This window comes from Amycolatopsis coloradensis (assembly GCF_001953865.1).
GTDB classification, from domain to species: domain Bacteria; phylum Actinomycetota; class Actinomycetes; order Mycobacteriales; family Pseudonocardiaceae; genus Amycolatopsis; species Amycolatopsis coloradensis.
Genome location: NZ_MQUQ01000030.1, coordinates 84,437 through 90,961, shown reverse-complemented (window position 1 = coordinate 90,961; position 6,525 = coordinate 84,437). Strand labels below are relative to the sequence as shown.

General features: G+C 67.1%; 8 protein-coding genes. 1 reads left to right on the top strand and 7 read right to left on the bottom strand.

Annotated elements, in window-relative coordinates:
• Nucleotides 1-215: 215 nt before the first annotated feature.
• A complete protein-coding gene (locus BS329_RS38595) occupies nucleotides 216-953 on the bottom strand; it encodes an SIR2 family NAD-dependent protein deacylase (RefSeq protein ID WP_244197460.1) in 738 nt (245 codons plus the stop codon).
• Between the two features lie 16 nt (nucleotides 954-969).
• Nucleotides 970-2,028: a L,D-transpeptidase gene (locus tag BS329_RS38590; RefSeq protein ID WP_244197459.1), complete on the bottom strand. Its 1,059-nt coding sequence runs from the start codon at nucleotides 2,026-2,028 to the stop codon at nucleotides 970-972.
• On the opposite strand from BS329_RS38590, the gene BS329_RS44975 reads away from it, so the two are divergent.
• The gene (locus BS329_RS44975) at nucleotides 2,021-2,173 is read left to right on the top strand and encodes a hypothetical protein (RefSeq protein WP_244197458.1); all 153 of its coding nucleotides are present in this window, start codon (nucleotides 2,021-2,023) and stop codon (nucleotides 2,171-2,173) included. The two genes, BS329_RS38590 and BS329_RS44975, sit on opposite strands and share 8 nt — an antisense overlap.
• Nucleotides 2,174-2,261: 88 nt before the next feature.
• Here the strand turns inward: BS329_RS44975 and BS329_RS38585 are convergent, their stop codons facing one another.
• Genes BS329_RS38585 through BS329_RS38565 form a run of 5 tightly spaced genes read right to left on the bottom strand, consistent with a single transcriptional unit; the run spans nucleotide 2,262 to nucleotide 6,431 of the window.
• A complete protein-coding gene (locus tag BS329_RS38585) occupies nucleotides 2,262-3,128 on the bottom strand; it encodes a patatin-like phospholipase family protein (RefSeq protein WP_076168143.1) in 867 nt (288 codons plus the stop codon).
• Nucleotides 3,129-3,138: 10 nt separating this feature from the next.
• Entirely contained in the window at nucleotides 3,139-3,801 is a 663-nt protein-coding gene (locus BS329_RS38580; protein ID WP_076168141.1) for a DedA family protein, read from the bottom strand.
• 60 nt (nucleotides 3,802-3,861) lie between these two features.
• Nucleotides 3,862-4,863, bottom strand: coding sequence for a lipoyl synthase (gene lipA / locus BS329_RS38575; RefSeq protein ID WP_076168139.1), 1,002 nt, complete (start codon nucleotides 4,861-4,863; stop codon nucleotides 3,862-3,864).
• Nucleotides 4,864-4,900: 37 nt separating this feature from the next.
• Nucleotides 4,901-5,857: an oxidoreductase gene (locus BS329_RS38570; protein WP_076168165.1), complete on the bottom strand. Its 957-nt coding sequence runs from the start codon at nucleotides 5,855-5,857 to the stop codon at nucleotides 4,901-4,903.
• A gap of 43 nt (nucleotides 5,858-5,900) precedes the next feature.
• Nucleotides 5,901-6,431, bottom strand: a complete 531-nt coding sequence (locus BS329_RS38565; protein ID WP_076168137.1) for a hypothetical protein — start codon at nucleotides 6,429-6,431, stop codon at nucleotides 5,901-5,903.
• Between the last annotated feature and the right edge of the window lie 94 nt (nucleotides 6,432-6,525).

Genomic DNA, 6,525 nt, shown 5'->3' with positions numbered 1-6,525 from the left:
CCCGCACCCAAACGGCGAACACCCGTGCTCAACCGGACAACACCGTGTCCTCCGCCTGATCACGCGAGTTCGCCGTCTGGTCACGGGTGTTCGCCGCCTGATCACGCGAGTTACGCGCTCAAGCACGCGAGACACGGGCTCAAGCACGCGAGTTACGCGCTCAAGCACGCGAGTTGCAGGCTCAAGCACGTGAGACACGGGCTCAAGCACGTGAGTTACGAGGTTAGGGCGGGGAGGGTTTCGCTGAGGGGGCCTCGGACGACGGCGGCCGCCATGGTGTCGTAGGGCGTTTCGGAGCCGTTGCAGATCACGACAGCGGCACCGGCTCGCGAAGCGGCGCTCACCAGACTGGCCGCGGGCTGCACGCTCAGGGAGGAGCCAGCCACCAGGAGGAGATCGCTCGCTTCGACGGCGGCGCGAGCGGCGAGGAGGAGGTCCCGGTCCAGTTGCTGGCCGAACGAGATCGTGGCGGACTTCAGAATGCCGCCGCACACCAAACAGGGCGGATCGGTCTCGCCTGCCCGGACGCGGTCCAGCGTCGTGCGCATGTCCCGGCGATCGTCACAGGACAGGCAGACCGACTCGAACATCGTCCCGTGGAGTTCCAGCACTCGCTCAGGCGGGGAGCCCGCCTTCTGGTGCAGCCGGTCGATGTTCTGGGTGACGATATGCGTCGGCGACAGGCGCGCGAGCGCGTAGTGCGCGGCGTTCGGCTCGGCATGCCAGCCTGGGTGCACCAGCCGCGCCTGCCAGGTCCGTTCACGGACTTCGCGGCTGCCTTGGTACGCCTGGAGGTTCGACATCTTCTCCGCGGCCGGATCGCGGGTCCACAGGCCCTGCGGGCCGCGGAAATCGGGGATCCCCGAATCGGTGGAGATCCCGGCGCCGGTCAGTGCGACGATCCGGCCGGCGCCGGCCACGAGTGCGCGGGCACTGTCCAGGGTGGTGGTCACCCCGTCCATCATGCCCCTACTTGATCGCGCTGCCCGCCTGCCAGTCCGCCCAGGACTTCGACCAGTCGCCATAGAGATCCCAGACCGGCAGCTGCGGGCCACCGGAGTTCGTCACCTCGACGACGTCGCCGAGCCCCATGTTCTGGTAGAACCACTGGGCGTTCGCGGCGTTCAGGTTGATGCAGCCGTGCGAGACGTTCGAACTGCCCTGCGCGCCGACGCTGTTCGGGTTTTCGTGGACGAACTCGCCGTCGTTGGAGATGCGCAGCGACCACTTCTCGTTCGCCTTGTAGTATCCTGGCTGGCCCTGGCAGACGCCGTAGGTGCACGAGTCCATTGTGTAATTCTCGTGTTTGTCCGAAATGACGTGTGCGCCCAAATGTGTCGGTGTGGCGTCCTTGCCCATGGAAATGGGCATCGATTTCGCCAGCTGCCCGTTGTGGAAGATCTGCATCTGCTCGGTGTCGCCGTCGGCCTTGGCGACCCAGGAATCGTGCACCTTGTACGTTTCGGTGCGGTCGGTCGCGCCGTAGACGCCATTGCCGAAATCGACGCCGTAGATCATCGCCGACACCTTGAGCGTCGTGCCGGGCTGCCAGTACACCTTGGGGCGGTAATGGACGTTCTTGTCGTCGATCCAGTACCAGGAGCCCTCCTGTTTCGGTGTGGACTCCACCGACAGCTTCTTCTCCACCTCGGCCTTGTTCTTCACCGGCTGGCCGAACGCGAACACGATCGGCTGCCCGACGCCGACACCGCCGGAGGCGACCGCCGAGGGCGCTGGGATCAGGTTCGGGTTCGCCTGCTGTTTCGGGTTCAGGGTGGAGACCCGGCTCTGCTGCTCGACCGGTTTCCCGTCGGTTCCCTGGGCATGCGCCACGATCTTGTAGGTGCTGCCGTAACCGAGCGGCTCCACCGTCTTCCAGCTGAGCCCGTCGCCCGCCAACTCGCCCTTCACCTGCTTGCCCTTGTCGGCGTTGGTGACGGTGACGTCGGTCAGTTTGCCGTGCTCGGCCTTGACGACGACCGGGGTCGCCGGATTGACATCGGCCCCGCCCGCCGGATCAATGGTCACCGAAACCGGACTTTCGCCCGATTCCGTACTGGTGCCGGTCGAATTCGCGGGACTGTTCCCGCTCGAGGATGAACAGGCCGAGATCAGCAGTACCGCGGCGAGTATTCCGGCCGTCGAAAGTAATGTCTTCTTGGGAAACATATGAGTCTCTTTTTACGTGGCTCGATCAGCGGAAAGTTCTCTTTCAAAAGTACGCGACGAAGAAGACGTGAGCGATGCCGGTTGGTTGCTCGTCAGGCCATGACGAGACCTGGCGCACCATAAAGACCTGGGCCATCGACGTTCAATTCACCCAAATAGGTCTTCGCGGCCGCATAAGCCTCGGCGGTGAGTGCCGGGGTGTGGCTGAAGTCAAGCGGGCTGACCCGCACCGGCTTCGGGCCCGGCACGTAGACCACCGGCACTTCGGCCGCGGCTATCGGCGCCTCCAGCACGGCCTGATTCCGCATGCTGATCATCGCGGTGAACATCATCACCTCGGCGAAGGTCTGCGGGGTGCCGGGCATCTTGCCGGGGAAGGCGCAGTCGAGGACGACGAGCGACTTCGCGCCCATCGCGAGTGCCTGGCGCATCGGCACGTTGGCGACCAGGCCGCCGTCGTAGAGCATGCGCTCCCCGAACGCCACCGGCGGATAGATTCCCGGGATCGCGCAGCTGGCGAGCAGCGGCGCCAGCACAGGTCCTGAGCGGATCAGCAGCGGCTCGGCGGTGTCGACGTCCGTCGCGACGACGCCCAGCGGCAGCGCGAGATCCTCGAACCGGACACCCTCGCCGATGTGCTCGTCGACGATCGCGGCGAGCCCGGTGTTGGGGAACAGGTTGATCTTGCTGTGCCGCAGGGTCCGCACCTGGCTGAGCACGCCGCCGGGAAACGCCTCGTGCCGCGTCATCCGTGACCAGATCCGGTTCAGCCGGTCACCGGACTCGTCCCCGAGCGCGAGGACGGCGGCGTTCAGCGAACCCACCGAGGTGCCGATGACGAGATCGGGAGCGATGCCGGCTTCCGAAAGCGCTTGCAGCATCCCGACCTGCATGGCGCCGAGGCTGCCGCCACCGCCGAGGACGTAACCGATCGGCTGGGGCAGGTTCAGGGCGGCCATGTCCCGGAATCTAGTCCTCCGCGCCGACCTTCGCCGGGATGGCTTCTTCCGCCGTGACGCCGAGCGCCTTCTTCTTTTTGTAGCGCAGCAGGAAGAACACGGCGACACCGACGAGGACGCCGACGATGGCCAGGCCGCCGGTGTTCAGCACCCCTTCGACCTTCTTCGCCGCTTCACCGAGGGCGGCGCCGATCCCGATGTGGATGGCCGACCAGCAGGCCGCGCCCGCCGCGGCGGCGGGCAGGAACTTGCGGAACGGGAGGCCGGAGGTCCCGGACGCCGCCGGGGTCAGCGTGCGGATGACCGGGAGGAAACGCGCGAAGAACACCGCCCACGCGCCTCGCCGTTCGAGCACGCCTGTCGCCTTGTCCCAGGCGTCGAGGCCGTATTTGCGGATCAGCTTCGTCTCGCGCAGGCGCGGGCCGAAGCGTTTGCCGATCGCGTAGCCGAGTGAGTCGCCCAGCGCGGCGCAGACCGTCACGACCGCCCATAGGGTCAGGAAACGGGAGACCGACGTCGCCGTCGTGGCCGCGACCAGCAGCCCCGATTCGCCGGGTGCGATGAAGCCGAGCCCGATGGTGCATTCGGCGAACACCAAGCCGCCGGTAGCCGCGACCAGTCCCGGTTCCGGGAGTCCTTGCAGCCAGTTGAGAAGATCCGTTACCAACGCCACCAGGTCACTTTACTGATCCGTGACCTGGTGGGTGGCGATGTCGCGGAGAGGTGACCGGAGTCACCGCGCGAGCAGTGAGCTGGCTTCCTGCGCCGCGGGCCCTTCGGCGGCGAGGTGGGCCAGGTTCTCCGAGAGTGCTTCGCCGCGGTGGGCCTTCGTCTGCGCGAAAAGGCGACCGGCCCGATAAGACGAGCGTACGAGCGGCCCGGCCATCACACCAGCGAAACCCATTGCCTCGGCAGCCTTCGAATGCTCCACGAACTCTTCGGGCTTGACCCACCGGTCCACCGGATGATGCCGAGGCGAAGGACGCAGATACTGAGTGATCGTCAGGATCTCACAGCCCGCGTCGACCAGGTCCTTCATCGCCGGAGCCACCTCCTCCGGAGTCTCACCCATCCCCAGAATCAAGTTCGACTTCGTCACCAAACCGGCCTCACGGGCCCGCGTGATGACTTCCAGCGACCGCGCGTACCGGAAACCGGGGCGGATCCGCTTGAAAATCCGCGGCACCGTCTCCACGTTGTGCGCCAACACCTCCGGCCGCGACCCGAACACCTCGGCCAGCTGATCCGGATCCGCGTTGAAGTCCGGGATCAACAGCTCGACACCGGTACCGGGGTTCAGCGCGTGGATCTGGCGCACGGTTTCGGCGTACAGCCACGCGCCGCCGTCTTCCAGATCGTCCCGCGCCACACCAGTCACCGTCGAGTAGCGCAACCCCATGGCCTGCACCGACTCCGCCACCTTGCGCGGCTCGGTCGTGTCCAGCGCCTCGGGCTTCCCGGTGTCGATCTGACAGAAGTCACAACGCCGCGTGCACTGATCCCCACCGATCAGGAAAGTGGCCTCGCGGTCTTCCCAGCACTCGTAGATGTTGGGACAACCGGCCTCCTCGCACACGGTGTGCAGACCTTCACGCTTGACCAGGCCCTTGAGCTCGGTGAACTCCGGCCCCATCCCCGCCCGGGTCTTGATCCACGACGGCTTCTTTTCGATGGGAGTCTGGGAATTCCGGACCTCGAGCCGCAACAACTTGCGGCCATCAGGGGCAGCACTCACCCCGTCACCCTACGCCCGCCGGAGCAGTGGTCGCCGCTCACGCGGGGTCGGGGGTGACGCCCGTCAACTTGGTGGTCACGTCCCACAACGCGGCGCCGAGCGATTCGCTCATCGCGGCGGGCACTGCCCGCACCTTGACCGGGTCGCCGCGCAAGCCGCCGAGGCCGTGCGGGCCGATGTAATCGCCGCCCACCACCTCGGGAGCGGTCGCGGCGAACAGTTGCGGGAGCGTGCCCTTGCGTGAGTTCTGCGCGATCAGTACCTCGCCGATCCGGTTGCCCACGCTGACCAGCGCGCGGACCACCGGATTGGGGTAGGAGCGGGCCATCCCCGAACCGAGTCCGGTCCGGGTGTAGCCGGGGTGGGCCGCCACACTGACGACGCCTTCGCCCGCGGCGCGCAGCCTGCGGTCGAGTTCGAGCGCGAACACCTGGTTGGAGAGCTTCGACTGGCCGTAGGCCGCGGCGGGGTTGTACACGCGGCGTTCGAAGTTCGGGTCCGCGACGTCGATGCGCGCCCCCGTCGCCGCGACGCTCGACACAGTCACCACGCGGGCACCCGTACCCTCACGCAACGACGGCATCAGCAGCCAGGTCAGCACGGCGTGCCCGAGGTGGTTCGTGCCGAACTGGGTCTCGAAGCCGTCCTTGGTGTGGCCGCGCGGGATCGCCATCACGCCCGCGTTGTTGACCAGGAGGTCGAGCTTGCCGCCCGACAGTTCTTTGACCTTCTTCGCGGCTTCGCGCACCGAGTCGAGGTCGGCGAGGTCCAGGCGGACGAGTTCGGGCGCGTCCCCGGTCGCGGCCGCGCGCACCTGCTCCAGTGCCTTGGCCCCGCGTTCCGGCGACCGGCAGCCGAGCAGCACGTGAGCCCCCTTGCTCGCCAGCACTTCGGCCGTCCGCAGACCCAGCCCCGAGTTCGCCCCCGTGACGAACGCGGTCCGGCCGGTCTGATCCGGGATGTCGGCCTCGGTCCAGCGCGTGTGAGCAGCCATGTCGGTCACCTAACTACATCGTCGGCGGCCCCGCCACGCCGGATCAAGCGCTCGGCGCGAGCAAGCGGAGCAGGTGACCCATCGGGCTGCGGCGGCGGGCGGGCTTCGCGTGCCGTCCGTGCCGGAGCAGGGTGGCGAACGCGCTGCCGACCTTGGTGATCTCCTCGGCCGGTTCCTTGCCGTCGGCCAGCCCCGCCGTCAGCGCGAGAGTGCGCAGCTCGGCTTCGTGGGACGGGATCAGCGCGGGGCACCGTTCGAGGGCCGCGTCGAGAACGGCGCGGAGTGTCTCGTGTTCGGCGGTGGCGCTGTTCCAGGCGCGGGTGACGGCCTCGACCCTGTCGAGCGCGAGATCCTGATCGGCGTAGTCCGGATCGGTCATCTCGGCGCGAAGATGGCCGGACAACACCTGGTTCCACTTGTACCGAAGCGCGACCAGAAGCTCGTCTTCGGTCGCGAAGTACTTGGTGGCACCCGGGATTTCGTCGAGTGACAAGGGGTCGCCCGGGTGGTGACCCGCCTGACGCAGTGCGGCTTCGAGGATGTCGCGCCGCTGGTAGAAGTCGTTCCAGCTCATGATGTTGGCTCCCCTCCGTGACCCGGTTCATACCGCAGGTTTGCGGCATACTCCCGGTACGGACCTGACAGCAGTCAACATACCATGAGTATGG

Bases quoted from the DNA above. Each gene is read 5' to 3' on its own strand.
- BS329_RS44975 (WP_244197458.1), top strand. From the start codon at position 2,021: ATGGTCACCGAAACCGGACTTTCGCCCGATTCCGTACTGGTGCCGGTC.
- BS329_RS38585 (WP_076168143.1), bottom strand. From the start codon at position 3,128: ATGGCCGCCCTGAACCTGCCCCAGCCGATCGGTTACGTCCTCGGCGGT.
- BS329_RS38570 (WP_076168165.1), bottom strand. From the start codon at position 5,857: ATGGCTGCTCACACGCGCTGGACCGAGGCCGACATCCCGGATCAGACC.
- BS329_RS38565 (WP_076168137.1), bottom strand. From the start codon at position 6,431: ATGAGCTGGAACGACTTCTACCAGCGGCGCGACATCCTCGAAGCCGCA.